This is a genomic window from Citrobacter sp. Ce104 (assembly GCF_030334595.1).
Lineage (GTDB): Bacteria > Pseudomonadota > Gammaproteobacteria > Enterobacterales > Enterobacteriaceae > Citrobacter > Citrobacter europaeus.
In genome coordinates this window covers 232,644-258,890 of the sequence record NZ_JAOWDP010000068.1, presented here as the reverse complement: position 1 = coordinate 258,890, position 26,247 = coordinate 232,644, and the positions used below count along the sequence as shown (strand labels likewise).

At 53.0% G+C, this 26,247-nt stretch carries 27 protein-coding genes; 10 read left to right on the top strand and 17 right to left on the bottom strand.

The genetic code is table 11. From position 1 onward, the window contains the following. Nucleotides 1-6: 6 nt before the first annotated feature. Entirely contained in the window at nucleotides 7-900 is an 894-nt protein-coding gene (gene murQ / locus OGW16_RS19705; RefSeq protein WP_087050929.1) for an N-acetylmuramic acid 6-phosphate etherase, read from the bottom strand. A gap of 116 nt (nucleotides 901-1,016) precedes the next feature. Here murQ and OGW16_RS19700 point away from each other — a divergent pair, with 116 nt between their 5' ends. Together OGW16_RS19700 and OGW16_RS19695 are read left to right on the top strand one after the other, a co-directional pair. Beyond that, a complete protein-coding gene (locus OGW16_RS19700) occupies nucleotides 1,017-1,865 on the top strand; it encodes a MurR/RpiR family transcriptional regulator (RefSeq protein WP_043017218.1) in 849 nt (282 codons plus the stop codon). Nucleotides 1,866-1,920: 55 nt separating this feature from the next. Further along, the gene (locus OGW16_RS19695) at nucleotides 1,921-2,181 is read left to right on the top strand and encodes a YfhL family 4Fe-4S dicluster ferredoxin (protein WP_003037590.1); all 261 of its coding nucleotides are present in this window, start codon (nucleotides 1,921-1,923) and stop codon (nucleotides 2,179-2,181) included. A 29-nt stretch (nucleotides 2,182-2,210) separates the two neighbouring features. Here OGW16_RS19695 and acpS read toward each other — a convergent pair whose 3' ends face one another. The 12 genes from acpS to rseD all read right to left on the bottom strand — a co-directional run bounded on the left by acpS (nucleotide 2,211) and on the right by rseD (nucleotide 11,765). Continuing rightward, on the bottom strand, nucleotides 2,211-2,591 hold the full coding sequence (gene acpS, locus OGW16_RS19690; protein WP_003037588.1) for a holo-ACP synthase: 381 nt from the start codon (nucleotides 2,589-2,591) through the stop codon (nucleotides 2,211-2,213). After that, complete coding sequence (gene pdxJ / locus OGW16_RS19685; RefSeq protein ID WP_043017219.1) at nucleotides 2,591-3,322, bottom strand: pyridoxine 5'-phosphate synthase; 732 nt, start codon at nucleotides 3,320-3,322, stop codon at nucleotides 2,591-2,593. The genes acpS and pdxJ overlap by 1 nt, the downstream gene beginning before the upstream one ends. A 15-nt stretch (nucleotides 3,323-3,337) precedes the next feature. Further along, nucleotides 3,338-4,048, bottom strand: a complete 711-nt coding sequence (gene recO / locus OGW16_RS19680) for a DNA repair protein RecO (RefSeq protein WP_043017220.1) — start codon at nucleotides 4,046-4,048, stop codon at nucleotides 3,338-3,340. An 11-nt stretch (nucleotides 4,049-4,059) separates the two neighbouring features. After that, nucleotides 4,060-4,965, bottom strand: a complete 906-nt coding sequence (gene era / locus OGW16_RS19675; protein WP_042306656.1) for a GTPase Era — start codon at nucleotides 4,963-4,965, stop codon at nucleotides 4,060-4,062. Then, the gene (rnc, locus tag OGW16_RS19670) at nucleotides 4,962-5,642 is read right to left on the bottom strand and encodes a ribonuclease III (RefSeq protein WP_003037579.1); all 681 of its coding nucleotides are present in this window, start codon (nucleotides 5,640-5,642) and stop codon (nucleotides 4,962-4,964) included. Before rnc ends, era begins: the two co-directional genes overlap by 4 nt. Nucleotides 5,643-5,911: 269 nt before the next feature. After that, on the bottom strand, nucleotides 5,912-6,886 hold the full coding sequence (gene lepB, locus OGW16_RS19665; RefSeq protein WP_213732385.1) for a signal peptidase I: 975 nt from the start codon (nucleotides 6,884-6,886) through the stop codon (nucleotides 5,912-5,914). 15 nt (nucleotides 6,887-6,901) lie between these two features. Continuing rightward, complete coding sequence (gene lepA / locus OGW16_RS19660) at nucleotides 6,902-8,701, bottom strand: translation elongation factor 4 (RefSeq protein WP_043017221.1); 1,800 nt, start codon at nucleotides 8,699-8,701, stop codon at nucleotides 6,902-6,904. 270 nt (nucleotides 8,702-8,971) lie between these two features. Further along, nucleotides 8,972-9,436, bottom strand: a complete 465-nt coding sequence (gene rseC, locus OGW16_RS19655) for a SoxR-reducing system protein RseC (protein WP_043017222.1) — start codon at nucleotides 9,434-9,436, stop codon at nucleotides 8,972-8,974. Then, nucleotides 9,433-10,389 carry a sigma-E factor regulatory protein RseB gene (rseB, locus tag OGW16_RS19650; protein WP_043017223.1) on the bottom strand — a complete coding sequence of 319 codons (957 nt, stop codon included), beginning with the start codon at nucleotides 10,387-10,389 and terminating at the stop codon, nucleotides 9,433-9,435. Before rseB ends, rseC begins: the two co-directional genes overlap by 4 nt. Further along, nucleotides 10,389-11,039 carry an anti-sigma-E factor RseA gene (gene rseA, locus OGW16_RS19645; RefSeq protein ID WP_003037574.1) on the bottom strand — a complete coding sequence of 217 codons (651 nt, stop codon included), beginning with the start codon at nucleotides 11,037-11,039 and terminating at the stop codon, nucleotides 10,389-10,391. The genes rseB and rseA overlap by 1 nt, the downstream gene beginning before the upstream one ends. Before the next feature lie 31 nt (nucleotides 11,040-11,070). After that, nucleotides 11,071-11,646 carry an RNA polymerase sigma factor RpoE gene (rpoE, locus tag OGW16_RS19640; RefSeq protein WP_003037573.1) on the bottom strand — a complete coding sequence of 192 codons (576 nt, stop codon included), beginning with the start codon at nucleotides 11,644-11,646 and terminating at the stop codon, nucleotides 11,071-11,073. Next, entirely contained in the window at nucleotides 11,643-11,765 is a 123-nt protein-coding gene (gene rseD / locus OGW16_RS19635) for a rpoE leader peptide RseD (protein WP_223306697.1), read from the bottom strand. The genes rpoE and rseD overlap by 4 nt, the downstream gene beginning before the upstream one ends. A 305-nt stretch (nucleotides 11,766-12,070) precedes the next feature. On the opposite strand from rseD, the gene nadB reads away from it, so the two are divergent. Then, a complete protein-coding gene (gene nadB, locus OGW16_RS19630) occupies nucleotides 12,071-13,693 on the top strand; it encodes an L-aspartate oxidase (protein ID WP_200001018.1) in 1,623 nt (540 codons plus the stop codon). On the opposite strand, the gene trmN is transcribed toward nadB, so the two are convergent. Then, nucleotides 13,678-14,415, bottom strand: a complete 738-nt coding sequence (trmN, locus tag OGW16_RS19625) for a tRNA(1)(Val) (adenine(37)-N(6))-methyltransferase TrmN (RefSeq protein WP_043017225.1) — start codon at nucleotides 14,413-14,415, stop codon at nucleotides 13,678-13,680. The two genes, nadB and trmN, sit on opposite strands and share 16 nt — an antisense overlap. Before the next feature lie 130 nt (nucleotides 14,416-14,545). Here trmN and srmB point away from each other — a divergent pair, with 130 nt between their 5' ends. After that, nucleotides 14,546-15,874 carry an ATP-dependent RNA helicase SrmB gene (gene srmB, locus OGW16_RS19620; RefSeq protein WP_003835340.1) on the top strand — a complete coding sequence of 443 codons (1,329 nt, stop codon included), beginning with the start codon at nucleotides 14,546-14,548 and terminating at the stop codon, nucleotides 15,872-15,874. 113 nt (nucleotides 15,875-15,987) lie between these two features. Here srmB and grcA read toward each other — a convergent pair whose 3' ends face one another. Beyond that, complete coding sequence (grcA, locus tag OGW16_RS19615) at nucleotides 15,988-16,371, bottom strand: autonomous glycyl radical cofactor GrcA (protein WP_003037563.1); 384 nt, start codon at nucleotides 16,369-16,371, stop codon at nucleotides 15,988-15,990. Between the two features lie 317 nt (nucleotides 16,372-16,688). On the opposite strand from grcA, the gene ung reads away from it, so the two are divergent. Then, a complete protein-coding gene (gene ung / locus OGW16_RS19610; RefSeq protein ID WP_080626221.1) occupies nucleotides 16,689-17,378 on the top strand; it encodes a uracil-DNA glycosylase in 690 nt (229 codons plus the stop codon). A 34-nt stretch (nucleotides 17,379-17,412) separates the two neighbouring features. On the opposite strand, the gene OGW16_RS19605 is transcribed toward ung, so the two are convergent. Next, nucleotides 17,413-18,492, bottom strand: coding sequence for a tRNA/rRNA methyltransferase (locus OGW16_RS19605; RefSeq protein ID WP_043017227.1), 1,080 nt, complete (start codon nucleotides 18,490-18,492; stop codon nucleotides 17,413-17,415). 207 nt (nucleotides 18,493-18,699) lie between these two features. Between OGW16_RS19605 and trxC the strand changes: the two genes are divergently transcribed. From trxC to OGW16_RS19575, 5 genes are all read left to right on the top strand, one after another. After that, on the top strand, nucleotides 18,700-19,119 hold the full coding sequence (gene trxC, locus OGW16_RS19600) for a thioredoxin TrxC (RefSeq protein WP_003037559.1): 420 nt from the start codon (nucleotides 18,700-18,702) through the stop codon (nucleotides 19,117-19,119). A 68-nt stretch (nucleotides 19,120-19,187) separates the two neighbouring features. After that, on the top strand, nucleotides 19,188-19,886 hold the full coding sequence (tapT, locus tag OGW16_RS19595) for a tRNA-uridine aminocarboxypropyltransferase (RefSeq protein WP_043017228.1): 699 nt from the start codon (nucleotides 19,188-19,190) through the stop codon (nucleotides 19,884-19,886). 36 nt (nucleotides 19,887-19,922) lie between these two features. After that, nucleotides 19,923-22,583 carry a bifunctional acetate--CoA ligase family protein/GNAT family N-acetyltransferase gene (locus OGW16_RS19590; protein ID WP_286518713.1) on the top strand — a complete coding sequence of 887 codons (2,661 nt, stop codon included), beginning with the start codon at nucleotides 19,923-19,925 and terminating at the stop codon, nucleotides 22,581-22,583. Nucleotides 22,584-22,697: 114 nt separating this feature from the next. Further along, the gene (pssA, locus tag OGW16_RS19580; protein WP_003835350.1) at nucleotides 22,698-24,053 is read left to right on the top strand and encodes a CDP-diacylglycerol--serine O-phosphatidyltransferase; all 1,356 of its coding nucleotides are present in this window, start codon (nucleotides 22,698-22,700) and stop codon (nucleotides 24,051-24,053) included. Nucleotides 24,054-24,085: 32 nt separating this feature from the next. After that, complete coding sequence (locus OGW16_RS19575; protein ID WP_226791943.1) at nucleotides 24,086-24,421, top strand: YfiM family lipoprotein; 336 nt, start codon at nucleotides 24,086-24,088, stop codon at nucleotides 24,419-24,421. On the opposite strand, the gene OGW16_RS19570 is transcribed toward OGW16_RS19575, so the two are convergent. Next, complete coding sequence (locus tag OGW16_RS19570) at nucleotides 24,418-25,716, bottom strand: MFS transporter (RefSeq protein ID WP_286518712.1); 1,299 nt, start codon at nucleotides 25,714-25,716, stop codon at nucleotides 24,418-24,420. The two genes, OGW16_RS19575 and OGW16_RS19570, sit on opposite strands and share 4 nt — an antisense overlap. Between the last annotated feature and the right edge of the window lie 531 nt (nucleotides 25,717-26,247).

The following is a 26,247-nucleotide window of genomic DNA, read 5'->3' as shown; positions in this document are numbered from 1 at the left end:
CACCTCTTAGTGTTCTAACGCCGCGCGTAAAAAACCCTGGTGAGCGGCAAGTTTTTCGCGGGCGGCGGCGGCATCAAGGCCGGTGAGCGCCATTAAAATAGCCGGCTTAACATCAAAATCGGTCTGCTTTAGCAGCGCCTGCGCCTGTTCACGCGCGATGCCGGTGGCTTCAACCACCATGCGACATGCCCGATCGACCAGTTTGACGTTGGTAGCCTGCATATCCACCATCAGGTTCTGGTATACCTTGCCAAATTTCACCATCGCACCGGTGGAGATCATATTGAGCACCAGCTTTTGCGCGGTACCAGATTTCAGTCGCGTTGATCCAGTCAACGCCTCAGGCCCCACTACCGGAGAAATGGCAATATCCGCTTCATGCGCGATAGGGGAATCTGGATTGCAGGAAATCGCCGCCGTCGTACAACCCACCGAACGCGCATATTTCAGCCCGCCAATCACATACGGTGTGCGACCAGAAGCTGCCAGCCCCACCACCAGATCCTGTGCGGTAAGATTGAGCGCACGCAGATCGTCTTCACCTAACTGCGGGTTATCTTCTGCGCCTTCTACCGCCTTCAGCAGCGCGCCCGGTCCGCCAGCAATCAGCCCGACCACCAGACCATGCGGGACGCCAAAGGTCGGTGGGCATTCAGACGCGTCCAGCACCCCAAGACGCCCGCTGGTACCTGCGCCCATGTAAATAATGCGTCCTCCGGCTTTGAGCGCGTCAGCTGCCGCGTCGACCGCGCGCGCAACTTGAGGCAGAGTTGCTTTTACTGCTTGTGCTACCAGCGTATCCTGTTGATTAAAACGATGAACCAACTCCAGCGTGGAGAGCGCATCCAGATCCATGGTCTGTGGATTGCGGGTTTCTGAAACTAATGCACCGAGATTCATTTTTGGTCCTTAGGAATTTTTAATTCATAATAATCTGTCATAATGGAATATTATATTCATCCAGGCGAGTGAAATTTTGTTTTGTAATCGCCATCACGTTTTCGCCAGGAGACAGCATGAACTGTTTAATTCGCATTCGTCAGCGTTACCCGGACCTCGCGCAAAGCGATAAAAAACTTGCGGATTATCTTCTTGCTCAGCCTGATACCGCGCGTCATCTCAGCTCACAGCAGTTGGCTTTTGAAGCGGGCGTCAGCCAGTCCAGCGTGGTGAAGTTCGCACAAAAGATGGGTTTTAAAGGGTTTCCGGCATTGAAACTGGCGATCAGCGAAGCGTTGGCCAGCAACCCCAATCCCCATTCCATTCCGGTGCATAATCAGATTCGCGGTGACGACCCCATGCGGATGGTGGGCGAGAAGCTGATTAAAGAGAATGTGGCGGCGATGCATGCGACGCTGGACGTCAACAGCGAAGAGAAACTGATGGAGAGCGTCACGATGCTGCGCTCAGCCCGACGCATTATCGTAACCGGGATTGGCGCATCGGGTCTGGTTGCGCAGAATTTTGCCTGGAAGCTGCTGAAGATTGGTTTTAACGCGGTGGTAGAACGCGATATGCACGCCCTGCTGGCAGCGGTGCAGGCGCTTTCGCCCAATGACCTACTGCTGGCCATTTCGTATACCGGAGAGCGGCGCGAGCTCAACCTGGCTGCGGACGAAACATTGCGCACCGGAGCCAAAATTCTCGCCATCACCGGATTTACACCAAACGCCCTGCAGCAACGGGCAAGTCATTGTCTGTATACGATTGCTGAGGAGCAGGCCACACGCAGCGCAGCGATTTCCTCCACCCACGCGCAAATGATGCTCACTGATTTACTGTTTATGGCGCTGGTGCAGCAGGATCTGGAACATGCTCCGGAACGTATTCGCCACAGCGAAGCACTGGTAAAAAAACTGGTCTGAGCAAAGAATGCGCGTATAATGCCCGCCCGATTTGTGATGTTTTGAGAGTTTCCTGATGGCCCTGTTAATCACTAAAAAATGCATCAATTGCGATATGTGCGAGCCCGAATGCCCGAATGAGGCGATTTCGATGGGTGACAGCATTTACGAGATTAACAGCGACAAGTGTACGGAATGCGTAGGCCATTACGACACGCCAACCTGCCAGAAGGTGTGCCCGATCCCCAATACTATTTTGAAAGATCCGGCACACGTCGAAACAGAAGAGCAGTTGTGGGATAAGTTTGTGCTGATGCACCACGCCGATAAACTATAACCGCGTCGCCATCCGGCAATGTCCTGTATCTAACTTTCGATAATCACCGTGGCGCAGGCGTAGTGACGCTCATCGGCCAGCGTCACATGCATATGTGCGACGCCGAGTTTTTCCGCCAGTTTTAACGCCTCCCCCCATAACCGCAGACGCGGCTTACCGAGTTCGTCGTTAAAGACCTCAAACTGATTAAACGCCAGACCGTTGCGAATACCCGTCCCGAAGGCTTTTGCTGCCGCCTCTTTGACCGCAAAACGCTTCGCCAGAAAACGCACCGGCTGCTGATGCGTCTCCCAGATTGCCCATTCGTTGTCGCTGAGCACGCGTCTTGCCAGACGGTCGCCGGAACGGGAGATCACCGCTTCAATGCGGGCAATCTCCACGATATCCGTACCTAATCCCAGAATCGCCATTAACCACGCGCTTCCAGCATCAGGCGTTTCATTTCTACTACGGCATCTTTCAGGCCGCTCATCACTGCGCGCCCGATAATGGCATGGCCAATGTTCAGCTCGTGCATTTCCGGGATCCGGGCGATGGCTTTAACGTTGTGATACGTCAGGCCATGACCCGCATTCACCTTCAGGCCAAGGCTGGCCGCAAAAGTCGCCGCTTTGGCGATACGCGCCAGTTCACTGGCCTGTTCCGCATCGGTTTTCGCATCGGCGTAACAGCCAGTGTGAATTTCAATAAATGGCGCGCCCACTTCCGCAGCGGCCTTAATCTGCTCTTCATCGGCGTCGATAAACAGCGAAACCAGAATACCTGCGTCCGCCAGGCGTTGGCAGGCATCGCGCATCTTGTCGCGCTGACCGGCGACGTCCAGACCACCTTCAGTGGTAACTTCCTGACGCTTTTCCGGCACCAGGCAGCAAAAATGCGGCTTAGTCTCAACGGCAATCGCCAGCATCTCTTCGGTGACCGCCATTTCCAGATTCATGCGCGTATCCAGCGTCTGGCGCAGAATACGCACGTCACGGTCGGTGATATGGCGACGGTCTTCACGCAGATGTACGGTAATACCGTCTGCGCCCGCCTGTTCAACGATAAACGCTGCCTGAACCGGATCCGGGTATGCGGTACCGCGTGCATTACGTAAAGTGGCAATGTGGTCAATGTTGACGCCTAACAGTAATTCGGACATGACAATCCTCGTATTTTATTTTCGCTTCGGCATAAACTGCCGGAATAATTCACGGCTCTTTAGGGGCTTACCACCAAGATACGGCTTTAACGCCATACGGGTAAAGCGTTTCGCAGCGCGCAACGTATCAGCATCCGGAAATTCTCGCGATTCAAGTGCTTTCAGATGGCGTCCGGTAAAGGTGGAGTTATCAATTACGACGCTTGCAATAAACCCTTTTTCTTCCCGGTAGCGATAGGTCATGGTGTCGTCTACCGGCTCGCCGCTACCCGCACAGTGGGTAAAATCAACGCCGTAGCCCAGATGCCCAAGCAAGGCCAGCTCAAAGCGACGTAACGCAGGTTCTGGCGAACCGGTCGCGCCAGCCAGCGCCTGAATACAGTTCAGGTAATCGAAAAAGAGTTCAGAAAAGCGGGTCTCGTACTCAAGAACGCGAGAAATAAGCTCGTTGATATACAAGCCGCTGTACAGCGTGATACCGCTAAGAGGGAGTGCCAGAGAAACGGCTTCGGCGCTGCGCAAGGTTTTGACCTCACCACGTCCACCAAAGCGAAGCAATAAGGGAGTAAAGGGCTGGAGTGCGCCTTTGAGATTGGAACGTTTGGAACGTGCGCCTTTAGCCACAAGGCGCACGCGGCCCGACTCTTCCGTGAAGACGTCCAGCACGAGACTGGTTTCGCTCCACGGGCGGCTGTGCAGGACAAAAGCGCGTTGCCAGCCCTCCATCGGGGTTATTCTCAGAGATCGTCGCCGTAACCGAGGCTGCGCAGCGCGCGTTCGTCATCGGCCCAGCCGGATTTCACTTTCACCCACAGTTCGAGGTGAACAGGCGCTTCGAACATTTCCTGCATGTCTTTACGCGCTTCAATACCGATGGTTTTAATCTTGGCCCCTTTGTTGCCAATAACCATCTTCTTCTGCCCTTCACGTTCAACGAGGATCAGACCGTTAATGTCGTAGCCACCGCGCTCGTTGGAGATAAAACGCTCAATCTCCACGGTAACGGAGTACGGCAGTTCAGCACCCAGAAAACGCATCAGCTTTTCACGGATGATTTCAGAGGCCATAAAGCGCTGAGAACGGTCGGTGATGTAATCTTCCGGGAAGTGATGAATAGCTTCCGGCAAATGCTTACGCACGATGCCCGCAATGGTATCAACATTCAGACCGGTTTCGGCAGAGATCGGGACGATGTCGAGAAAGTTCATCTGGCTTGCCAGGAACTGCAGGTGCGGCAGCAGATCGGCTTTTTCCTGAACGTTGTCTACTTTGTTCACAGCCAGAATAACCGGGGCTTTACCATCACGCAGCTTGTTGAGCACCATTTCGTCGTCCGGCGTCCAGCGGGTGCCTTCGACAACGAAAATAACCAGTTCAACATCACCGATAGAGCTGCTCGCCGCTTTGTTCATCAGACGGTTGATCGCACGTTTTTCTTCCATATGCAGACCCGGAGTATCAACATAAATCGCCTGATACGCGCCTTCGGTATGGATGCCAACAATACGGTGACGTGTTGTCTGAGCCTTACGTGAGGTAATGGAAATCTTCTGCCCAAGCAGATTATTCAACAGGGTGGATTTGCCGACGTTCGGGCGGCCGACGATGGCAATAAATCCACAGTAAGTTTTATCGATGCTCATTCCAGCTCCAGTTTTTTCAACGCCTGTTCGGCGGCAGCCTGCTCAGCCTTACGACGGCTCGAACCTGTGCCAACCACCGGTTCACTCAGGCCGCTGACCTGGCAGTGGATAGTAAATTCTTGATCGTGTGCTTCACCACGCACCTGCACCACCAAATAAGACGGTAGAGGCAGGTGGCGACCCTGCAAATATTCCTGCAGGCGCGTTTTCGGATCTTTTTGTTTGTCGCCCGGGCTAATTTCATCCAGACGAGTTTGATACCAGTTCAGGATCAATTGCTCAACGGTTTGAATATCGCTGTCGAGGAAGACGCCGCCAATTAAAGCTTCAACGGTATCCGCCAGGATCGATTCACGACGGAAGCCGCCGCTTTTCAGCTCGCCGGGCCCCAAACGTAAACATTCACCGAGGTCAAACTCACGGGCTAATTCAGCCAGCGTATTGCCGCGAACCAGCGTTGCGCGCATGCGGCTCATATCACCTTCATCCACACGCGGGAAACGGTGATACAGCGCATTAGCGATAACAAAGCTCAAAATAGAGTCGCCTAAAAATTCTAAACGCTCGTTATGTTTGCTGCTGGCACTCCGGTGAGTTAATGCCTGCTGCAACAGCTCCTGATGATTAAAAGTGTAGCCCAGCTTCCGTTGAAGCCGATTAATTACGATGGGGTTCATGCGATACCAATAAATGAATGCGTCAACAATTCAGCACACGAAACAGACCTGATATACGCACTTCGCTTAGCCGTCTGGCTTCACTTGAATGCATTTGTATACAAACCAACGCTGTTTCGTGTGCCGTGGCAACCTGTCGGTGCCAACCTAAAACTTCGGGGGAATATTCTATACACAACGACAAGGGATGTCGTTAGTCTGCGGGAATTTATCCGAGAAATAATTCACGCTGTCGCCATAATGACGACAGCGTGAACGATTATCGGCAATTAGTGAATGCCACCAATACGGCTTAAACGCACACCGGTCGGCCATTCGCCTTCTTGCTTGTCGAAACTCATCCAGATAGCCGTCGCTTTACCAACCAGATTCGCTTCCGGCACAAATCCCCAGTAACGGCTGTCCGCGCTATTGTCACGGTTATCACCCATCATGAAGTAGTGTCCCGGTGGGACGATCCAGGTTGCCAGTTGCTGACCTGGCTGGCGGTAATACATCCCCACCTGATCCTGGGCGATTGGCACAGTCAGAATGCGGTGCGTTACCTCACCCAGCGTTTCTTTACGCTCGGAGAGGCGAATACCGTTCTCTTTCGTTTCGTTCAGCGGAACTTCAAAGAAGCCGCTGGTCGCTTCACCGCCGTTACGACGAGCAAAGGTCTGTATAAAATCACTTGGCTGAACATCAGAGTACGTTACCGGCAGCGCGTTTTCACACGCCTGACCTGAACTGCATCCTGGCTGAATAGTGACCTCTTTCGCCACCGGATCGTACGTCACTTTGTCTCCCGGTAAACCGACAGCACGTTTGATGTAGTCCAGACGGGGATCTTCCGGGTATTTAAACACCACGATATCTCCACGTTTCGGATGGCCAGTTTCGATCAACGTTTTCTGGTAAATCGGATCTTTAATCCCGTAGGCGAATTTCTCCACCAGGATAAAGTCACCGATAAGCAGCGTCGGCATCATCGAACCAGACGGGATCTGGAACGGCTCATAAATAAATGAACGCACCACCAGTACAATAGCTAAAACCGGGAAAACGGATGCCCCAGTTTCCAGCCAACCCGGCTTAGGGGCCACTTTTTTCAGCGTTGCTTTATCCAGTGAATCACCTGCAGCAGCTTGCGCTGCTGCCTGACGCTCCCGGCGTTTTGGTGCGAAGATGAATTTATCTACGCACCATAAAATGCCCGTCACCAGTGTGGCAATCACCAGAATCAGGGCAAACATGTTCGCCATGCCAACTCCTTAAGATTATTTGCTGTCTTTACCGACATGCAGAATGGCGAGGAACGCTTCCTGCGGCAGTTCGACGTTACCGATCTGCTTCATGCGCTTTTTACCCTCTTTCTGTTTTTGCAGCAGCTTTTTCTTACGGCTGATATCGCCACCGTAGCATTTCGCCAGAACGTTTTTACGCAGCTGCTTAACCGTTGAACGCGCGATGATGTGCGTGCCGATGGCCGCCTGAATCGCGATATCAAACTGCTGACGAGGGATCAGATCTTTCATCTTCTCGACCAGCTCACGGCCACGGCTCTGGGAGTTGTCGCGGTGAGTGATCAGCGCCAGCGCATCGACACGTTCGTTGTTGATGAGGACATCAACGCGTACCATGTCAGACGCCTGGAAGCGTTTGAAGTTATAGTCCAGCGACGCATAGCCGCGAGAGGTTGACTTCAGACGGTCGAAGAAGTCGAGTACCACTTCCGCCATCGGAATTTCATAGGTCAGCGCCACCTGGTTACCGTGGTAAACCATGTTGGTCTGGACGCCACGCTTCTCGATACACAGGGTGATGACGTTACCAAGGTAAGCCTGCGGCAGCAGCATGTGACACTCAGCGATCGGCTCACGCAGTTCGTAGATGTTATTCAACGGCGGCAGCTTGGACGGGCTATCGACGTAAATAGTCTCCTTCGCCGTGGTTTCTACTTCGTAGACTACGGTCGGCGCGGTAGTGATCAGATCCAGATCGTATTCACGTTCCAGACGTTCCTGAATGATCTCCATGTGCAGCAGGCCGAGGAAGCCGCAGCGGAAGCCAAAGCCAAGCGCGGTTGAGCTTTCCGGCTCGTAGAACAGGGAGGCGTCGTTGAGGCTCAACTTACCAAGCGCGTCACGGAAGTTTTCGTAGTCGTCAGAGCTCACCGGGAACAGACCGGCGTAAACCTGCGGCTTCACTTTTTTAAAGCCTGGCAGCGGTTTGTCCGCCGGGTTACGCGCCTGCGTCAGGGTATCGCCAACCGGTGCGCCGAGAATGTCTTTAATCGCGCAAACCAACCAACCTACCTCGCCGCATTTCAGCTCGGTACGGTCAACCTGTTTTGGCGTGAAGATGCCCAGACGGTCGGCGTTATAGACCTGACCGGTGCTCATCACTTTAATTTTGTCGCCTTTACGCATGGTGCCATTTTTAATACGCACCAGTGACACCACGCCCAGGTAGTTATCGAACCAGGAGTCGATGATCAGCGCCTGCAATGGACCTTCCGGGTCGCCTTCCGGCGCCGGGATATCGCGCACCAGACGTTCAAGTACGTCAGTGACGCCAACACCGGTTTTCGCCGAACAGCGAACAGCATCAGTTGCATCAATACCGACGATATCTTCGATTTCTTCCGCTACGCGCTCAGGATCGGCGGCTGGCAGGTCAATTTTGTTCAGTACCGGCACCACTTCCAGATCCATTTCCATGGCGGTATAGCAGTTAGCCAGGGTCTGCGCTTCTACGCCCTGTCCGGCATCAACCACCAGCAATGCGCCTTCACAGGCAGCAAGCGAGCGGGAAACTTCATACGAGAAGTCAACGTGACCCGGGGTGTCGATAAAGTTAAGCTGATAGGTTTCACCATCAGATGCTTTGAAATCGAGCGTCACGCTCTGCGCTTTGATAGTAATACCGCGCTCACGCTCCAGATCCATCGAGTCGAGAACCTGCGCTTCCATTTCACGGTCAGACAGGCCACCGCAGATCTGGATAATACGGTCAGACAGCGTCGATTTACCGTGGTCGATGTGAGCTATGATTGAAAAGTTACGTATGTTCTTCATATAGTGTAATTATTGTGCCTTACGCCCGCCGGAGCAGGCTCTGAGAAGTCGCTGATCTGAGCTTAACGTCTGTTTAAGTGAAACGCCGCATTCTACACTACAACGCTGAGGCGAGGAAATGTTCATAGAGCAAGGATAGCGGGAACTGGAAACGACCATGCAAAGCCGGTGAAACTTTTGCAGGGTGACGGCATAAACGCCTTATCCGGCCTACGCCTGCATCTGATGACGCCGTAGGCCTGATAAGCGCAGCGCCATCAGGCAAAGATATCACTGCTGGGTTTCGACGCGAATAAGATCGGGTGGGAGAGCAACGTTCAGAATGACCGGCTGCCAGGCCTCACGCTCAGCAAGCTTACGAGAGAATCCACGAGCAATAAGGAATCCGCCCACGCCCCCCAGCACGGCGCCGCTTAATGCCGCAAGATCGGAACCAAACAGCACCTGGAAAAGCGCCGCGAAAAGAAACAGTCCCGCTAACGGAGACATATAGACCAGCATCGCCGAACCCAACAGGCTACCCTCGGCAATGCCCAGTTCAACTTTTTGACCAGGCGCTAAGGGTTCGTCGCAGGGTACCACGATGGTGTGCGTGGTCTGCGGCCCAAGTTTGTTCAGCACGCGACTCCCGCATCCGGCCCTGGAAGCACAGCTGCTACATGATGCTTTAACATCGCAGCTGACCGTCGCCAGACCATTTTGCCAGGAGACGACCGTCGCCCACTCTTTAATCATTGCGCAGCCCTGAACTTAATATTATCCGCGATACGCTTCGCCGTTTGCGGTGGGAGTTCGCCCACTATCGTAATTTCCGCGTTATCACGTACGCTGGTGCTGACCGTTCTACGCCCGGTTCGTAACAGTTGATCGGCGCTGTTTTGCATCGCACGGTTTACGTTCACGGAGAAACTAAACAGGCCATCAGAATAAAGGCGCGATTCGATCGGCATGTTATCCATTGTCGGCAGCGGACGTCGACTGCTGGAGACTTCGCTGAAGCCTTGCGGCAACCACGACGGACTCCAGTTAAAGTTGGTTTTCTCACCTGCAGGAACCGACAGCAGCGGCGGCAGATTGGCTTTCGCCAGCGCCTGCATACTGTCGCTGACGCCGTTATTTACGGTAAAGGCGATGACGCGGAACTGTTCCAGCGTTTCGCCATCACGGTCGAGAAGATCGACACGCATCGGCAGCTTGGTCTCCGTATCCATCCAGACGATATAGCTGTAACGCGTCCCGTCACGGGCGACAACGCGGATCACTTCACAGAGCCGATCGGCAATGCGGGTGCGACCTACTGAGATAAAATCATAGTAGGGAGCAAGGCGTTTAAAGTCGGTGTAAATCAGAGATGGCAGAGAGTCAACGATATAGTCGCCGTTTAGCGTGAACGGTTCGAGACCAGGCTCAAAATAGCTGATTTCGTTGCCACGTTGCACCACTTCCCGGCGCGGTCCATCCATTTGCAACAATTGCGCTAGCGGACGGTTATCCTGGCGGGCATGGCGATAACGTAGGGATTCAACACCCTGCTTATTGATGCTGACAAATGACAGCTCATAGGTTAGCGACTGGCTGGCCAGATTCATCTGCTGCAACAACGCCCCGGACGCAGGATTGGCCGAGGCGTTTACAGAGAAGAACAGGCTACCAGCCACAAGTGACATGGCAAACCAAAGTTGCTTCATTACTGCGATTGCGTTCCTAAAGTTTGAATTCCTGGCACCTGCACAGCGGCTTGCTGTGTTTGGGCCTGCTCAAACTGAAGCTGTTCAGAGTGCAGTCGACGTTGCAGTTCGTAGTCCTGCAACATGGCATTAATACGACGACGCTGCTCCTGTACCTGCTGTTGCTGACCGCCGCTGGCCGTCGCGTCAGAAGGTACACCCAGGCTAACCGGACTGGCTTTACCCATCATCGGTAATGTATTAAATACCGGCGTTTCGGGCTGCTGGGACGTTTCAGATTGCCCATTATAGTGCTGGACGCCAACAATAACTGCAAGTGATACACACGCGGCGACACCCATTTGGGTAAGCTGCGCGGCCCACGGACGCATTTTCTTCCAGAATGGCATTTTCTGCCACTGGTGCGGTGCTGGCTGGGCCTCAGGAATCAATGGCGCCGTCTGACGTACTGGCTCATCCTGGATGGCAGCCATTACGCGGGCGGAAATATCGAAATGGAGAACGTCGGCGGTATCACCTCGCATGGAATCGCGAATCAGGTGATAACTCTCCCAGGTTTTTTGCATTTCCGGGTCGTGAGCCAGCTCTTTGAGTAACTCAGTATCCAGCGTTTCGCCATCCATTAAAGCGGAAAGTTTTTCTTTCTGCATGCCTAATACCTTTTCCAGTATCCCGCTATCGTCAACGCCTGATAAGCGGTTGAACTTTATTATCAATAGCTTCCCTCGCTCGGAAGATACGTGAACGCACCGTACCTACCGGACAATCCATGATAGCGGCTATCTCTTCATAGCTCAGGCCATCCAGCTCCCGCAAGGTTATTGCCATGCGTAAATCTTCCGGGAGGGACTCAATAGTTCGGAAAACTATCTGTCTCAGTTCTTCTGACAACATTAAGTTCTCAGGGTTCGAAATTTCTTTCAGCGCACCGCCACTTTCGTAATTTTCTGCTTCAATCGCATCAATATCACTGGAAGGTGGACGACGCCCCTGAGCGACCAGGTAATTCTTCGCTGTATTGACTGCAATACGATACAGCCAGGTATAAAAAGCACTATCTCCCCGGAACGAGTCCAGCGCACGATAGGCCTTGATAAATGCTTCTTGTACTACATCGGGTACATCGCCCGACGGTACATAGCGAGAAACCAGACTCGCCACCTTATGCTGATAGCGCACTACCAGTAGGTTAAAGGCTTTCTGATCTCCCTTCTGGACCCGTTCTACCAGGACCTGGTCCGTTAACTGCTCGCTCATCCGAGGTAAAGTCTCCCCAAACCAAATTTCCACGCGCCTTCGAAACGCCACTCCATCAGCTTCACTATGAGCAAGCAAATGCTTAGAGTGCTCAAGTTTCGTAAAGTTCCGTTACGCATTGTTTTTTGTTTGTCATGTTGTAGACAGGTCTTATCTCTCATTATAAGTCTACATAACCCGATCAACGCACTATCTGTTTAGAAATGCCCATTTCACCGCTTGCAGAGTAACCCAACGGCTACTTTATTTCACCACATAATCTGATGCTAACGGTCTGCTTCACAAAATATTTTTGCTCTTTTCGCCCTCGTTATGCTTTTCTTTTTTGTTTAGTCATTGCAACACATTTAAAAATAAAACGTGCAGTATCGCGCAATGTGGTGCTATGGTGACCAAACACTGTTTAGTAAATTAAACAAAAATCATGAATACGACTCCTGAATTATCCTGTGACGTGCTGATCATTGGCAGCGGGGCTGCCGGACTTTCACTGGCGCTGCGCCTGGCTGAAAAACATCAGGTTATTGTCCTGAGCAAAGGCCCGGTCAGCGAAGGCTCGACATTTTATGCCCAGGGCGGTATTGCTGCGGTATTTGATGAAACCGACAGTATCGACTCCCACGTTGAAGATACCCTGATTGCCGGGGCCGGTTTGTGCGATCGCCATGCGGTTGAGTTTGTCGCCAGCAATGCCCGCACCTGCGTTCAGTGGCTAATCGATCAGGGCGTCTTGTTTGATACGCAGGTTCAGCCCAACGGTGAAGAAAGCTATCACCTGACCCGTGAAGGCGGTCATAGCCATCGACGTATCCTGCACGCTGCGGATGCTACCGGCAAAGAAGTCGAAACCACCCTCGTCAGCCAGGCGCAAAATCACCCCAACATCCGGGTTCTCGAGCGGAGTAATGCCGTCGATCTGATTGTCTCTGACAAAATCGGTCTGCCGGGAACGCGTCGGGTTGTTGGTGCCTGGATCTGGAATCGTAATAAAGAAGCCGTCGAAACCTGCCATGCGAAATCAGTCGTGTTGGCCACCGGCGGCGCATCAAAGGTCTATCAATACACCACTAATCCGGATATTTCCTCGGGCGACGGGATTGCGATGGCCTGGCGCGCGGGATGCCGCGTCGCCAACCTGGAGTTTAACCAGTTTCACCCGACGGCGCTGTATCACCCTCAGGCGCGCAATTTTCTGCTGACCGAGGCGCTGCGTGGCGAAGGCGCGCACCTGAAGCGCCCGGACGGCTCGCGCTTTATGCCCGATTTTGACGAGCGTGGCGAACTGGCTCCCCGCGATATTGTCGCCCGCGCCATTGACCACGAGATGAAACGCCTGGGCGCTGACTGCATGTTCCTCGACATCAGCCATAAACCAGAAGAATTTGTTCGTCAGCATTTTCCGATGATTTATGAAAAATTACTGGGACTGGGCATCGATCTGACTAAAGAGCCGGTTCCTATCGTTCCTGCCGCACACTATACCTGTGGCGGCGTGATGGTTGATGACTTTGGCCGCACCGATGTCGACGGGCTGTATGCGATCGGCGAAGTGAGTTACACCGGCCTGCATGGCGCCAACCGGATGGCATCGAACTCATTGCTGGAATGCCTGGTTTACGGCTGGTCCGCGGCTGAAGATATCGACAGGCGCATGCCTTATGCTCGCGGCGTTAACACGCTCCCGGACTGGGATGAAAGCCGGGTAGAAAACCCGGATGAACTGGTTGTCATTCAGCATAACTGGCATGAGCTGCGGCTGTTTATGTGGGATTACGTCGGCATTGTGCGCACAACCAAGCGTCTGGAGCGCGCCCTGCGCCGTATCACCATGCTGCAACAGGAAATCGACGAGTATTACGCCCATTTCCGTGTTTCGAACAACCTACTGGAACTGCGCAATCTGGTGCAGGTTGCTGAACTGATTGTCCGCTGCGCAATGATGCGCAAAGAGAGTCGGGGCCTGCACTACACGCTGGATTACCCGGAACAGCTTCCAGAGGCGGGCCCATCCATTCTCTCGCCGCTAAGTCATCACATAAACAGATAAAACGCCTGGGTCAGCGCCGTGTAACCTTCAGAGTAACGTTGGTCTGGCCCACGGATCACCAGCCTGTCGCTAAAGCACTCCCCGGCCTGCGGGGAGAATGCCAGCAATACCCGATGAGGTAGTCGGGCTTCCGTTTCTGCAACATCCGTGCGCAATCGCAGATGCCAGCCCATACTGAGTGCCTGCTGGGTAAATGCATTGCCGATCTGTTCCGGCAGCACCACACAGAAAAAACCTTCTTCCGTTATGCTGTCCGCTGCCAGCGTAAGTAATGCCTGATGATCGAGCGTAGTGGTGTAGCGTGCCTGCTCGCGCTGCGGCGTGGCGCATTCCACCCCTTGTTCATAATAGGGAGGGTTGCTGATAATCAAATCAAAACGCACGGTCTGGCGCGGTACCCACTGCTGCGCATCTTCCGTATGGACGCTCACGCGATGCATCCACGGAGATTGCGCGATGTTCTCCTGCGCCTGCTGCGCGGCGTCAACATCAAGCTCCACGGCGTCAATGATGACGTTTTCATCAGTGCGTTGGGCCAGCATCAGCGCCAACAGGCCGCTTCCGGTACCAATATCCAGGATCCGTTTTACGCCCGCAACAGGGGCCCAGGCCCCCAATAAAATGCCGTCTGTTCCGACTTTCATTGCACAACGATCGTGTGCCACAAAAAACTGCTTAAAAGTAAATCCATTACGTCTAAGTACGGATGTAGACTGGGGCATGAAGAACAACCTTCCTGGAAAAAAAACGATAACATAGGATAAAAACAATACCTGAGAAGGTATATCCATACAAACAGATGAAGATTGCAGCCGTAACGTCTATAATCAGCGCCCCACTCAGAGGTAGAACATGACTGTAACGACTTTTTCCGAACTTGAACTCGATGAAAGCCTTCTGGATGCCCTCCAGGAAAAAGGTTTCACTCGCCCGACCGCCATTCAGGCTGCCGCCATTCCGCCTGCGCTCGATGGCCGTGATGTACTCGGTTCTGCGCCGACAGGCACCGGTAAAACGGCGGCATATTTGCTGCCAGCGTTGCAGCACCTGCTCGACTTCCCGCGCAAGAAATCTGGTCCGCCGCGCATTTTAATTTTGACACCGACGCGCGAACTGGCGATGCAGGTTGCCGAACACGCCCGTGAGCTGGCGAAGAATACGCATCTGGATATCGCAACGATTACCGGCGGCGTGGCTTACATGAACCACATGGAAGTCTTTAGCGAAAACCAGGACATCGTGGTCGCCACTACCGGTCGTCTGCTGCAGTACATTAAAGAAGAGAACTTCGACTGTCATGCAGTTGAGACGTTGATCCTCGATGAAGCAGACCGCATGCTGGACATGGGCTTTGCCCAGGACATCGAGCATATCGCCGGTGAAACCCGGTGGCGTAAGCAAACCATGCTGTTCTCCGCCACGCTGGAAGGCGATGCGATTAAAGATTTTGCCGAGCGTCTGCTGGAAGATCCGGTCGAAGTCTCAGCGGATCCGTCCACCCGTGAACGCAAGAAGATCCATCAATTTTACTACCGTGCCGATGATATCGAGCACAAAACTGCCATGCTGATCCATCTGTTAAAACAGCCGGAAGCGACCCGCTCAATTGTCTTTGTACGCAAACGCGAGCGTGTACACGAGCTGGCAGGCTGGCTGCGCCAGGCAGGCATTAATAACTGCTATCTCGAAGGCGAGATGGTGCAGAACAAACGTAACGAAGCGATCAAACGTCTGACCGATGGTCGCGTGAACGTACTGGTAGCAACCGACGTTGCCGCACGCGGGATCGATATTCCTGACGTTAGCCACGTGTTTAACTTCGACATGCCACGCAGTGGCGATGCCTATCTGCACCGCATTGGTCGCACCGGTCGCGCAGGCCGTAAAGGTACAGCGATCTCTTTGGTTGAAGCGCACGACCATCTGCTGCTCGGCAAAGCGAGCCGCTATATTGACGAGCCACTGAAAGCACGCGTCATCGACGAACTGCGTCCAACCACGCGCGCGCCAAGTGAGAAATCTAACGGTAAGCCATCCAAGAAAGTGCTGGCAAAGCGCGCCGAGAAAAAAGCCAAAGAGAAAGAGAAGCCGCGGGTGAAAAAACGTCACCGCGACGCCAAAAATATCGGCAAACGTCGTAAGCCGAGCGGAGCTGCGACTCAGCAGTCCGACAAAGAGTAAACCGAATGCCGGGCCGTCTAGCCCGGCATTTTTTGTGCACAGAAAAGCGGAAGACGCACTGGCATCTTCCGCTTTCAGATTCTCTGCTGAACGGGGGTTATTCCCCGGTAGCCTTACAGGCTCTCAGTAAAGGTACGAGCAATAACGTCGCGCTGCTGTTCTGGGGTCAGAGAGTTGAAACGCACGGCATAACCAGAAACACGGATGGTCAGCTGCGGATATTTCTCCGGATGCTTAACCGCATCTTCCAGCGTTTCGCGACGCAGAACGTTTACGTTCAGGTGTTGACCACCTTCCACGCGGACTTCCGGCTGTACGTCTACCGGCACTTCACGGTATTCGATTTCACCCAGTTTGCTGACGGCAACGACTTCATCAGCATTGAAACCTGCTTTCGCAACGATGCAGCGTGCTTCGCCTTTTTCGCTGTCCAGCAGCCAGAAAGAGTTCAGCAGGTCGTCGTTTGCAGCTTTAGTAATCTGGATACCTGTAATCATTTGATGCCTCCCCGGCAAAATTATTTGATCTCGGTTGGCCGTCATCCGGCCAATTGGTAAAACCATTGTTGCTTGAGTGTATATATACCCCTCACACACCCTTGAATCTTTGATTTAAATCAATAAAAACCACACATGGAAAGTGGTGATGGGTGGATTTTATTGTTTTACATCAACTTACGCCATACATGCAGTTAAACTTTTTACATAAATTTTCAACTATCTTTAAGGGGTAGTCCCTTGAGAAACGTACAGAATTTTGCGACGCCGAAAGAAGCAGTTAAGCTAGGGGGATTGAAAATTCGCAGGAGAGCGAAATGGCTACCGAATTAACCTGGCACGATGTGCTGGCAGAAGAGAAACAGCAGCCTTATTTTGTTAACACGCTGCATACTGTGGCGGGCGAGCGTCAGTCGGGTATGACAATTTACCCGCCGCAAAAAGATGTATTCAATGCTTTTCGCTTTACCGAGCTTGGCGACGTGAAAGTCGTCATCCTGGGTCAGGACCCTTACCACGGTCCAGGCCAGGCACACGGTCTCGCGTTCTCTGTCCGCCCCGGCATTGCCACTCCGCCTTCGTTGCTGAACATGTACAAAGAGCTGGAAGCGACGATTCCAGGCTTCACGCGCCCAACCCACGGGTATCTGGAAAGTTGGGCACGCCAGGGCGTGCTGTTACTCAACACCGTACTCACCGTCCGCGCCGGTCAGGCACATTCGCACGCCAGCCTGGGGTGGGAAACATTTACTGATAAAGTTATCAGCCTGATTAACCAACATCGGGAAGGCGTAGTTTTCCTGCTCTGGGGTTCTCACGCACAGAAGAAAGGCGCGATTATTGATACGCAGCGTCACCATGTGTTGAAAGCGCCCCACCCATCACCGCTCTCTGCGCATCGCGGTTTCTTTGGCTGCAATCACTTTGTACTGGCGAATGAGTGGCTGGAACAACGAGGTGAAAAGCCAATTGACTGGACGCCGGTATTACCTGCGGAAAGCGAGTAAAAAAAATGCCAGCGATTCGCTGGCATTTTTATGATCAGGCTTTGTTCTGACGCCACCACTCCGCGAGCAGCACGCCGGTCGCGACAGAAACGTTGAGCGTTTCTACCTTGCCCGTACCGTCAATCGCTACGCACAGATCGTCGGCTGAGCATGCTGCTTCTGGCAGAGCTTCACGCTCACGCCCTAATACCAGCACCATTTTTTCCGGCAACGTGGTAGTAAACAACGGTTTGCCTTTCACGCTTGAGGTCATCACTACCGTGTAACCCGCGTTACGGAAGTCGTCCAGCACATCGACAATGCTGTCACCGGTGATCGGCTGAACGTGCTCAGCTCCGCCTTCAGCTGTACGGATAGCCGCACCCGATTCCAGCAGCGCCGCATCCTGAACTACCACGCCTTTCACACCAAAGTGGGCGCAGCTACGCATCATGCCGCCCAGGTTGTGCGGGTTAGCAATATCTTCCAGGGCCAGCACGCAATCCTGCGCCCCTGCCTGACCAACCCACTGCTTAACGGTGGTGCCGTTACGCTTTTTGATCAGGAAGCAAACGCCGCCATGGTGTTCAGTGCCGGAGGCTTTCGCCAGCTCGGCTTCGTCAACCACGTGGTAGGCTTTACGGTTTGCCGCCATCCAACGCAATGCTTCTTTAAAGCGCGGGGTTACGCTCTGAACAAACCAGGCGCGGACGATGGCGTCCGGACGACTCTGGAACAGAGCCTGACAGGCATTCTCACCGTAAACGCGAGTTTCTTCCGCGCGCTGACGGCGTAATACTTCAGGATCGATAAAGCTTTTGCCGCTAATACCGCCGTGATCGGCTTTGTCCGCTGCGTCATCACTCGGTGCGCGGGACACGGTACGCCATGGTGAATCTTCACGTCTGCGGTCGCGTTCTACATCGCGGTCACGACCACGTTCACGGCCACGTTCGCTGTTCGGACCCTTTCTGTCATCACGGGCAGGGCGACGACCGCCTTCGGCTCGGGAGGTACCGGGGCGACCGCCGCCTTTACCAGTACGTGGATTTTGGGTGCGTTTGTCCGAGTCATCGTCACTGCGGACGTACATCACTTTGACCTTGCCGTTTTTATTCTTCAGTTCGTCGCTCATGTTTTTCTCCACCTGCTCTGCGCGAAGCGCGCAGATTACCCGATGTGCACGTCGTTAGCCATTATTTCATTTAAAAGCTAAGGACTATTGTACTCATTGAATAAAACGCATTGTTGTTTAGAACAGACCCCCCGATAATATGTAACATAATAGAAACATACTGGCGTTACTGCCGTGAAGTCCACTCCACTCATCCAGAGGTTAGTTATGAATACCGTTTGTACCAGCTGCCAGGCTATCAACCGTATCCCCGACGATCGTGTCCAGGAAGCGGCTAAATGCGGACGCTGTGGTCACGACCTGTTTGATGGGGAGGTGATCAATGCGACCGGTGAAACACTGGATAAACTGTTAAAAGACGATCTCCCGGTGGTGGTTGATTTTTGGGCCCCCTGGTGTGGTCCATGTCGTAACTTCGCCCCGATTTTTGAAGATGTCGCGGAAGAGCGTAGCGGTAAAGTGCGTTTTGTTAAAGTGAATACGGAAGCCGAGCGTGAACTCAGCGCCCGTTTCGGTATCCGCAGCATTCCGACCATCATGATCTTCAGAAAAGGTGAAATCGTCGACATGCTTAACGGCGCTGTACCAAAAGCCCCGTTTGATAGCTGGCTTAACGAATCATTATAATCTCTACGGGGCGCATCTTGTGCCCCGTTTTCACCTCTGCGACAATAGCGTTTTTCAACGTGTTTCCCATGACCGATAACGCTGTTCTTCTGTTACGCGCTGAGCGCCTTGCGCGCGCCACGCGCCCTTTCCTTGCCCGAGGTAATCGCATTCGCCGCTGTCAGCGCTGCCTGCTGCCGCTGAAGCTCTGCTTGTGCGCAACGCTAATGCCCTCTGAGGCAAAAAGTCGCTTTTGTCTGGTTATGTTTGACACCGAGCCGATGAAGCCCAGTAACACGGGACGTTTGATTGCCGATATTCTGCCCGATACCACGGCTTTTCAGTGGTCACGCACCGAACCGCCTCAGGCGCTGCTCGAACTGGTGAAAAATCCGGATTACCAGCCGATGGTTGTATTCCCGGCCTCTTATGCAGGCGAAGAGCGTGAAGTGATTTTCACGCCACCAGCCGGTAAACCACCGTTGTTTATTATGCTTGATGGTACCTGGCCTGAGGCGCGTAAAATGTTCCGCAAAAGCCCGTACCTTGATAACCTGCCGGTAATCTCCGTTGATTTATCGCGTCTTTCTGCTTACCACCTGCGCGGCGTTCACGCCGAAGGGCAATACTGTACCGCCGAAGTGGCCATCGCCTTATTGGATCTGGCGGGTGATACGCAAGCCGCGGAAGGGTTAAGCGATCATTTCACTCGCTTTAAAACCCGCTACCTGGCAGGAAAAACCCAACATCAGGGAAGCGTCACAGCAGACTCGCCAGAAAGCGTTTAAAATCATTCGGTCACTGGTGTCATTAAGGAAGCCGATATGAGTCAGCGTGGTCTGGAAGCACTACTGCGACCGAAATCCATTGCAGTGATTGGGGCGTCAATGAAACCTAATCGCGCGGGTTACCTGATGATGCGTAACCTGCTTGCCGGGGGATTCAATGGACCTGTTTTACCGGTGACGCCCGCATGGAAAGCGGTGTTGGGCGTACTGGCCTGGCCCAATATCAATAGCCTGCCTTTTAGCCCGGACCTCGCCGTATTGTGCACCAATGCCAGCCGTAACCTGGCGTTACTCGAAGCGCTTGGCGAGAAAGGCTGTAAAACCTGCATTATTCTCTCGGCTCCCGCGGCACAGCACGCAGAACTGCTGGCCTGCGCATCACGCTACAACATACGTTTGCTGGGCCCCAACAGCCTGGGACTTCTCGCCCCCTGGCAGGGACTTAACGCCAGCTTTTCCCCTGTCCCGATTAAGCGCGGCAAGCTGGCTTTTATCTCTCAATCCGCTGCCGTATCCAATACCATACTCGACTGGGCACAGCAGAGAGAAATGGGCTTTTCTTACTTTATTGCGCTGGGTGACAGCCTGGATATCGACGTTGATGAACTGCTGGATTACCTGGCGCGCGACAGCAAAACCAGCGCAATATTGCTGTATCTCGAACATTTAAGCGATGCCCGGCGCTTTGTTTCCGCCGCCCGTAGCGCCTCGCGCAATAAACCCATTCTGGTGATTAAGAGCGGTCGCAGTCCAGCGGCGCAGCGTTTACTGCATACCAGCGCAGGGATGGACCCAGCCTGGGACGCGGCTATCCAGCGCGCCGGTTTATTACGCGTGCAAGATACTCACGAACTGTTCTCGGCGGTCGAAACCCTGAGCCACATGCGTCCGCTGCGTGGCGACAGACTGATGATCATCAGCAATGGGGCCGCGCCAGCCGCACTGGCATTAGATGAACTGTGGTCAAAAAATGGCAAGCTGGCGACGCTGAGTGAAGATACCAGCCAGAAATTACGCGATGCCTTGCCTGAACATGTTGATATCGCCAACCCGCTGGATCTGCGTGATGATGCCAGCAGCGAACACTACGTTAAAACGCTGGATATTTTGCTCGCCAGCCAGGATTTCGACGCGCTGATGGTAATTCACTCCCCCAGCGCGGCCGCTCCCGGCACCGAAAGCGCGCAAGTATTAATTGAAGCGGTAAAGCGACATCCACGCGGTAAGTTCGTCTCGTTGCTGACCAACTGGTGCGGAGAGTTTTCCTCTCAGGAGGCCCGTAGGCTGTTTAGCGAAGCCGGATTACCTACCTACCGTACGCCGGAAGGCACCATCACTGCGTTTATGCATATGGTGGAGTATCGGCGTAACCAGAAGCAGTTGCGGGAAACGCCTGCGCTGCCGGATTACCTGACCACCAACACCGCCGAAGCGCATAATCTGTTACAGCAGGCGATTGCTGAAGGAGCAACGTCGCTGGATACCCATGAAGTACAGCCGATTTTACAGGCCTATGGCTTACACACTCTGCCAACGTGGATCGCCAGCGACAGCGCAGAAGCCGTACACATCGCGGAGCAAATCGGCTACCCGGTGGCGCTAAAGCTGCGTTCTCCTGATATCCCGCATAAATCAGAAGTTCAGGGGGTAATGCTCTACCTGCGTACGGCAACAGAAGTGCAGCAGGCCGCCAATGCGATTTTTGATCGGGTAAAAATGGCCTGGCCGCAGGCACGCATTCACGGTTTATTAGTACAAAGTATGGCGAATCGCGCTGGCGCTCAGGAGCTTCGCGTCGTTGTTGAACACGACCCGGTATTTGGCCCATTGATTATGCTGGGTGAAGGTGGGGTTGAGTGGCGACCGGAAGAGCAAGCCGTAGTGGCATTGCCGCCATTGAATATGAATCTGGCGCGTTATCTGGTGATCCAGGGGATCAAAAATAAGAAGATCCGCGCTCGTAGCGCATTACGCCCACTGGATATCGCCGGGTTAAGCCAGCTTCTGGTGCAGGTCTCCAACCTAATCGTCGATTGTCCGGAAATTCAGCGTCTGGATATTCATCCGCTACTGGCCTCCGCCGGTGAATTTACCGCACTGGATGTCACGCTGGACATTGCCCCATTCACGGGCGATAACGAAAGCAGACTGGCGGTACGTCCCTACCCCCATCAGCTAGAAGAATGGGTAGAGTTGAAAAACGGCGAGCGCTGCCTGTTCCGCCCCATTTTGCCAGAGGATGAGCCTCATCTGCAGCAGTTCATTTCTCAGGTAACCAAAGAAGATCTTTATTATCGCTATTTCAGTGAGATCAACGAATTTACCCACGAAGATTTAGCCAATATGACGCAGATCGACTACGATCGGGAAATGGCCTTTGTTGCGGTACGGTGTAAAGATAATCTGCAAGAGATCCTCGGCGTAACGAGGGCAATCTCGGATCCTGATAACGTTGACGCCGAGTTTGCAGTGCTGGTACGTTCAGATCTCAAAGGGCTCGGACTGGGCCGTCGGTTGATGGAAAAGTTAATTGCATATACCCGAGATCACGGACTTATGCGTTTGAATGGTATTACGATGCCAAACAATCGTGGGATGGTCGCCCTGGCCCGAAAACTCGGGTTTGTTGTTGACGTCCAGCTCGAAGAGGGAATTGTTGGGCTAACGCTTAATCTGGCCCAATTTGAGGAATCGTGAGTAAGGTACTGGAAATGTTGACCACATTAATGGGTACTGGTGGTATCATTGCCCGCTTATGTCGTCTGCATAGCACAGAGGACCCTTCAATGAACAGAGAAGAAATGCACTGTGATGTTGTCAAAATTTAAGCGTAATAAACATCAACAACACCTTGCCCAACTACCCAAGATTTCTCAGTCAGTTGATGATGTAGATTTCTTTTATGCTCCCGCTAATTTCAGGGAGACTCTGCTGGAAAAAATAGCCAGCGCGACGCGACGGATCTGCATTATTGCGCTGTACCTGGAACAGGATGACGGTGGCAAAGGCATACTCGACGCGCTCTATGCGGCAAAACGGCAGCGTCCTGAGCTGGATGTCCGGGTGCTTGTGGACTGGCACCGAGCCCAGCGCGGACGTATTGGTGCTGCGGCGTCGAATACCAACGCTGACTGGTATTGCCGAATGGCGCAAGAAAACCCTGGTATCGATATTCCTGTCTACGGCGTTCCGATTAACACCCGAGAAGCACTTGGCGTCCTGCATTTTAAAGGCTTTATCATTGATGACAGCGTCCTGTACAGCGGGGCCAGTCTGAACGATGTTTATCTGCATCAGCATGATAAATATCGCTATGACCGCTATCAGTTGATTCGCAACGCGCAAATGGCCGATATCATGTTCGATTGGGTTACACAGAACCTGATGAACGGTCGCGGCGTTAATCGCCTTGATGATATCAATCGCCCTAAAAGCCCGGAAATTAAAAATGACATCCGCCTGTACCGTCAGGAACTGCGCGATGCGTCATTCCATTTTCAGGGTGATGCGGATAATGAACAGCTTTCGGTTACGCCTCTGGTGGGACTTGGTAAATCCAGTCTGTTAAATAAGACCATTTTTCACCTCATGCCCTGCGCGGAGCACAAGCTCACAATCTGCACCCCTTATTTCAACCTGCCTGCCATACTGGTGCGCAATATCATTCAGCTGCTGCGTGAAGGGAAAAAGGTCGAAATCATTGTCGGTGATAAAACCGCCAACGACTTTTTCATTCCGGAAGATGAGCCATTCAAGATCATCGGTGCGCTGCCATATCTGTATGAAATCAATCTGCGCCGTTTCCTGAGCAGATTGCAGTATTACGTGAATACCGACCAGCTGGTCGTGCGCTTATGGAAAGATGATGACAATACCTATCATCTGAAAGGTATGTGGGTTGATGATAAATGGATGCTGCTCACCGGCAACAACCTTAACCCTCGCGCCTGGCGTCTGGATCTGGAAAACGCCATCCTTATCCACGATCCTAAGCAAGAGCTGACTCCCCAGCGCGATAAAGAGCTGGAGCTTATCCGCACGCATACCACAGTGGTTAAGCACTATCGCGACCTGCAAAGCATTGCTGACTATCCAGTCAAAGTGCGTAAGCTCATCCGTCGATTACGCCGTATTCGTATCGACAGATTAATTAGCCGTATTCTGTAACCAAGACCCCGTCCAGTGACGGGGTTTTTCATATGGAGGTAACGGTGCGCCTGTTTATTCTTACCAGTATCCTGGCCATTTCTGGCTGCAGCCACATGGCAAATGACCGCTGGAGCGGACAAGACAAAGCTCAACACTTCATCGCCTCCGCCATGCTTGCCGCAGCCGGAAATGAATATGCCCAACATCAGGGTAACAGCCGCGATCGCAGTGCGGCTATCGGCCTGATGTTCTCAGTCAGCCTGGGCGCGTCAAAAGAGTTGTGGGACAGCCGCCCCGCAGGGAGCGGCTGGAGCTGGAAGGACTTCGCCTGGGATGTTGCAGGCGCGTCTACCGGCTATGCGGTCTGGCAACTGGCACATTATTAGAGGCGCAGACCTTTCCCCTTCCCATGCAGCATCAGCGATACTAAAAACGCGACGACAGCCAGCGCTGTAACGTACCAGAAGAATGTCGTTTCCATACCGACAGACTTCAGGGATAACGCCACATATTCGGCTGAGCCGCCAAACAGGGCATTAGCTACCGCATAAGATAAGCCAACTCCCAAAGCGCGCACCTGCGCCGGGAACATTTCAGCCTTCAGAATACCGCTGATTGACGTATAGAAACTCACGATCAACAAAGCGCACATCACCAGAGCAAACGCCATATACGGGGACGTTACGCTTTGCAATGCTGTCAGAATGGGAACGGTGAAAATCGCGGCCAACGCGCCAAAACACAACATTGAAGTACGTCGGCCAATTTTATCTGACAAGGCACCAAACAGCGGCTGTACCAGCATGAACACACACAGTGCCGCCGTCATAATCCCGCTGGCTACGTTGGCATGCATACCGGCGGTGTTAACCAGATACTTCTGCATATAGGTTGTGAAGGTGTAAAAACACAGTGAGCCTGCAGCGGTAAAGCCAAGCACCATGATAAAGGCTTTACGATTACGCCACAGACCTTTCAGAGAACCTGCTTCTTTCAGCGCGCGAACGTCCTGTTTCGAGGTTTCATCTAACTGGCGACGTAGCCATAGCGCAACAATAGCCAGTACGGCACCCAACGCAAATGGAATACGCCACCCCCACGATCTTAGCGCTGAGTCTTCTAACGTTTGCTGTAATATCACCACAACCAGCAATGCCAGTAACTGCCCACCAATTAACGTCACATACTGGAATGAAGCATAAAAACCTTTCTTACCTTCAACGGCTACTTCACTCATATAGGTAGCGCTGGTTCCGTATTCGCCACCAACAGACAGCCCCTGAAATAGTCTGGCCAGCAGCAATAGCGCAGGAGCCCAGGTACCGATGGTCTTATACCCCGGTAGACAAGCGATCACCAACGATCCCATACACATCATACAAACTGACAGCAGCATAGACTTTTTACGCCCATGCTTATCTGCTATACGACCAAACAACCAGCCGCCAATCGGACGCATCAGAAAGCCTGCAGCAAAAACGCCTGCAGTTTGTAAGAGTTGTGTGGTGGTGTTTCCGGAGGGAAAAAAGATATGAGCGAAATAGAGAGAGCAGAAAGAGTAGATATAGAAATCAAACCATTCGACCAGATTCCCTGATGATGCCCCGACAATCGCCCATATACGACGACGGGTATCGCCGTCTGCCAGCACCCCGTTCTCAGTTACACTGCTATCAGCCATTAGAATTGTACCCCTGCCAACGATCGCGTTAATTTATCAATGAAGGTTGTGTGTATTTTGGTGAACTAAATGTTATATAATTGTTATAACTCATTGTGCGAGAAAGATCACGGTTTTAATTAGCAGGAAAATGATTCAGATATGTTCGAGGGAGAGAGCCGAGTTATCGGCCAGAACTAGTGTGAGTTTTGTAGGACGGATAAGGCGTTTGCGCCGCATCCGGCGGTTTTCACTCCGTACAGACGCAAAAAAGCCCATCCGTCAGGATGGGCTTCTTCACTTGTTTGATGCCTGGCAGTTTATGGCGGGCGTCCTGCCCGCCACCCTCCGGGCCGTTGCTGCGCAACGTTCAAATCCGCTCCCGGCGGATTTGTCCTACTCAGGAGAGCGCTCACCGACAGACCACACATAAAACAAAAGGCCCGGTCTTTCGACCGGGCCTTTCGCTTTTATTTGATGCCTGGCAGTTCCCTACTCTCGCATGGGGAGACCCCACACTACCATCGGCGCTACGGCGTTTCACTTCTGAGT

Coding starts and splice junctions, on each gene's coding strand:
- murQ (WP_087050929.1), bottom strand. CDS start 900: ATGAATCTCGGTGCATTAGTTTCAGAAACCCGCAATCCACAGACCATG.
- OGW16_RS19700 (WP_043017218.1), top strand. CDS start 1,017: ATGAACTGTTTAATTCGCATTCGTCAGCGTTACCCGGACCTCGCGCAA.
- OGW16_RS19695 (WP_003037590.1), top strand. CDS start 1,921: ATGGCCCTGTTAATCACTAAAAAATGCATCAATTGCGATATGTGCGAG.
- acpS (WP_003037588.1), bottom strand. CDS start 2,591: ATGGCGATTCTGGGATTAGGTACGGATATCGTGGAGATTGCCCGCATT.
- pdxJ (WP_043017219.1), bottom strand. CDS start 3,322: ATGTCCGAATTACTGTTAGGCGTCAACATTGACCACATTGCCACTTTA.
- recO (WP_043017220.1), bottom strand. CDS start 4,048: ATGGAGGGCTGGCAACGCGCTTTTGTCCTGCACAGCCGCCCGTGGAGC.
- era (WP_042306656.1), bottom strand. CDS start 4,965: ATGAGCATCGATAAAACTTACTGTGGATTTATTGCCATCGTCGGCCGC.
- rnc (WP_003037579.1), bottom strand. CDS start 5,642: ATGAACCCCATCGTAATTAATCGGCTTCAACGGAAGCTGGGCTACACT.
- lepB (WP_213732385.1), bottom strand. CDS start 6,886: ATGGCGAACATGTTTGCCCTGATTCTGGTGATTGCCACACTGGTGACG.
- lepA (WP_043017221.1), bottom strand. CDS start 8,701: ATGAAGAACATACGTAACTTTTCAATCATAGCTCACATCGACCACGGT.
- rseC (WP_043017222.1), bottom strand. CDS start 9,436: ATGATTAAAGAGTGGGCGACGGTCGTCTCCTGGCAAAATGGTCTGGCG.
- rseB (WP_043017223.1), bottom strand. CDS start 10,389: ATGAAGCAACTTTGGTTTGCCATGTCACTTGTGGCTGGTAGCCTGTTC.
- rseA (WP_003037574.1), bottom strand. CDS start 11,039: ATGCAGAAAGAAAAACTTTCCGCTTTAATGGATGGCGAAACGCTGGAT.
- rpoE (WP_003037573.1), bottom strand. CDS start 11,646: ATGAGCGAGCAGTTAACGGACCAGGTCCTGGTAGAACGGGTCCAGAAG.
- rseD (WP_223306697.1), bottom strand. CDS start 11,765: ATGCGTAACGGAACTTTACGAAACTTGAGCACTCTAAGCATTTGCTTG.
- nadB (WP_200001018.1), top strand. CDS start 12,071: ATGAATACGACTCCTGAATTATCCTGTGACGTGCTGATCATTGGCAGC.
- trmN (WP_043017225.1), bottom strand. CDS start 14,415: ATGCCCCAGTCTACATCCGTACTTAGACGTAATGGATTTACTTTTAAG.
- srmB (WP_003835340.1), top strand. CDS start 14,546: ATGACTGTAACGACTTTTTCCGAACTTGAACTCGATGAAAGCCTTCTG.
- grcA (WP_003037563.1), bottom strand. CDS start 16,371: ATGATTACAGGTATCCAGATTACTAAAGCTGCAAACGACGACCTGCTG.
- ung (WP_080626221.1), top strand. CDS start 16,689: ATGGCTACCGAATTAACCTGGCACGATGTGCTGGCAGAAGAGAAACAG.
- OGW16_RS19605 (WP_043017227.1), bottom strand. CDS start 18,492: ATGAGCGACGAACTGAAGAATAAAAACGGCAAGGTCAAAGTGATGTAC.
- trxC (WP_003037559.1), top strand. CDS start 18,700: ATGAATACCGTTTGTACCAGCTGCCAGGCTATCAACCGTATCCCCGAC.
- tapT (WP_043017228.1), top strand. CDS start 19,188: ATGACCGATAACGCTGTTCTTCTGTTACGCGCTGAGCGCCTTGCGCGC.
- OGW16_RS19590 (WP_286518713.1), top strand. CDS start 19,923: ATGAGTCAGCGTGGTCTGGAAGCACTACTGCGACCGAAATCCATTGCA.
- pssA (WP_003835350.1), top strand. CDS start 22,698: ATGTTGTCAAAATTTAAGCGTAATAAACATCAACAACACCTTGCCCAA.
- OGW16_RS19575 (WP_226791943.1), top strand. CDS start 24,086: ATGGAGGTAACGGTGCGCCTGTTTATTCTTACCAGTATCCTGGCCATT.
- OGW16_RS19570 (WP_286518712.1), bottom strand. CDS start 25,716: ATGGCTGATAGCAGTGTAACTGAGAACGGGGTGCTGGCAGACGGCGAT.